The 1400-nt window shown below is 49.6% G+C and carries 1 protein-coding gene; it reads left to right on the top strand.

The window, feature by feature from the left end; all coding sequences use genetic code 11:
- Window positions 1–79: 79 nt before the first annotated feature.
- Window positions 80–556: a potassium channel family protein gene (locus J1C54_RS16235; RefSeq protein ID WP_229149987.1), complete on the top strand. Its 477-nt coding sequence runs from the start codon at window positions 80–82 to the stop codon at window positions 554–556.
- Window positions 557–1400: the final 844 nt, after the last annotated feature.

Here is a 1400-nt window from a genome sequence, read left to right as displayed (position 1 = left end):
CCGAACAATTCGTTGCAGGCCGACGTCCCTGTCGGGCTGCGGCCTGAGCTCAAACGCCATGACCAGACCGGGGATATAAATGAAGTTAGTAATGGCCGGATGGGCTATATGTATTTTGGGCATTTTACCCTTGTCATTGACGCTATCTTTAATGGCCGGCAAGGGTCTTCAGAATATATATATATTGTCGTTCTTTGTCTTTTCGGTTTTTCTTACGTCTTTTCATAATGTCTTTACGCGAAGACAGGAGCTACATCTGTGGCCGCAGTTTGGCAAGATGCTCTTGGCTATGTATGTCTGCATAATCGGCTTTGCCGCCCATTATCTGCATCATGGGATTATGTACAGCGGAGATATAGTTCATGAGCCTGCAGCATCACTGTATTTCTCTGTAGTAACTTGGACCACCCTCGGCTACGGTGATTTTCAGCCCACCGAAGCTGTTCGCGGCTTGGCTGCATCTCAGGCTTTGTTAGGCACACTTTTTATGCCCCTGCTCTTGGCAGCATTTATTTCAGTCATCAAGGATAAATCAGGTGATAATAAGAAACTGTAGCCGATCACCACTGCTTGCGGCGTTAGGCGATAAATTGTGACCCCTGATGAATTGGCAAGAGAAATTGAGCGAATTCAAGCTAACGTCGACGAGATGGCTAGAGGCAGGGGCGTGGTTGGCGGGATAAGGCAGACACACTAGCGCTGGAGTACGAAGATTACAGAAGGACTAAGCTCTGGAAGCGAATTAGTACGAGAGTACTAGGGCAAAGGAATGTGTATGAGGTGTGGCGGCAAAGCCGACCTTGTCCATTACATGGATTACAGCGATCCCGTGATGCTCGGAAAGGCCGATGAATAGCTTGTTTCGCTCTGCGAAGGGTGCCATGAAGTAATACATTTTGATTCTATTGGGAATAAGCGGTCCCAGGCTGAGTGGGGCAATGTGCTTTCAGAATTGGTGCTCGGGCACGCTATAGGTTCCCCGGCGGACTGGGAGCCAGAAAGAGAATTGATGAGGGCTCTTTGCTCCGATACACGATTAGAGATCGCGGGTAAGAGTCTGATCGAAATATAGGGCTCTAGGCAGGGATGGCGATATGGACTGCATAACACATTGACTCGTATGGGTTTACTCCGCCGAGGCCGGAGGAGGGGGGGATAGCGACAGTCGTAAAAGCGGGCTTTGGAGTCCCAAAACAAAGTCCCAAAACTCAGTCTAATATTCTGTTTTTAGAGGAATTTATTCTGAACACCTTTGGGTGGTGCTATACTCCAATTATTGGTGATGGCAACTGGGTGTCGCTGGCGGAGCGTGGCTGGCTCTAGATCCTGCCTGGTTAAGCCCTGAGTGGCCCGGCAAAGGCCGGGTGCCGCCGGTCATATTGGGCATTTGGCCATTGTTG

Source organism: Alcanivorax sp. 1008 (assembly GCF_020667895.1).
GTDB lineage: Bacteria > Pseudomonadota > Gammaproteobacteria > Pseudomonadales > Alcanivoracaceae > PGZG01.
The sequence above is the reverse complement of the archived record's forward strand: the minus strand, read 5'-3'. Positions and strand labels throughout refer to the sequence as shown.